The 479-nt window shown below is 39.2% G+C and carries 1 protein-coding gene; it reads left to right on the plus strand.

Annotated features, from left to right (window positions below):
- A partial coding sequence (locus tag I6F28_RS37095) for a hypothetical protein (protein WP_225143944.1) occupies nt 1–468 on the plus strand: 468 nt, incomplete at its 5' end.
- Between the last annotated feature and the right edge of the window lie 11 nt (nt 469–479).

A 479-nucleotide genomic window follows, 5' to 3' on the forward strand; every position in this document is an offset into this window, starting at 1 on the left:
AGTATGTGGTCTGGCGATTATGAACGAGTAAGCTTCTTACAAAGCCCACTTTTCTTCAACTTGGCGTTGGCGATATCTTCGTTGTTATCGCTATCCACTTTGCTGTTCAGTTTTGTTCGAGCTCGCAAAAGCAAAAGGCTTGGCGTAGTTGAAAAGTTGGCATGTTTTAGTTCAAGTATGATACTTGCAGCGGTGCTGGGCTTCGTTTTAATGAATGCCGGTATTGTGTTCGATGAATATCAATTTAACGCAAGCTTTCCCACCATAGAGGTAAAGCTGCTACTGTCTTTGGTGATAGCAATCGTTCTCACGACCTTTTTGAAAGTGCTAAGTCTTCCAATCATGTTGCGCATGAGTGATTTGCATTGGTTTTATAAAATACACTATGTGATTTTTACACTGAGTTGCTTGAGTTTTATTTATGCATTTTGGATTTGGAATGCGGTTGGATTTAACTATTTTGGCTAGATTTATAACGT

The sequence above is a fragment of the Bradyrhizobium sp. NBAIM14 genome, from assembly GCF_020193895.1.
Classification (GTDB): domain Bacteria; phylum Pseudomonadota; class Alphaproteobacteria; order Rhizobiales; family Xanthobacteraceae; genus Bradyrhizobium; species Bradyrhizobium yuanmingense.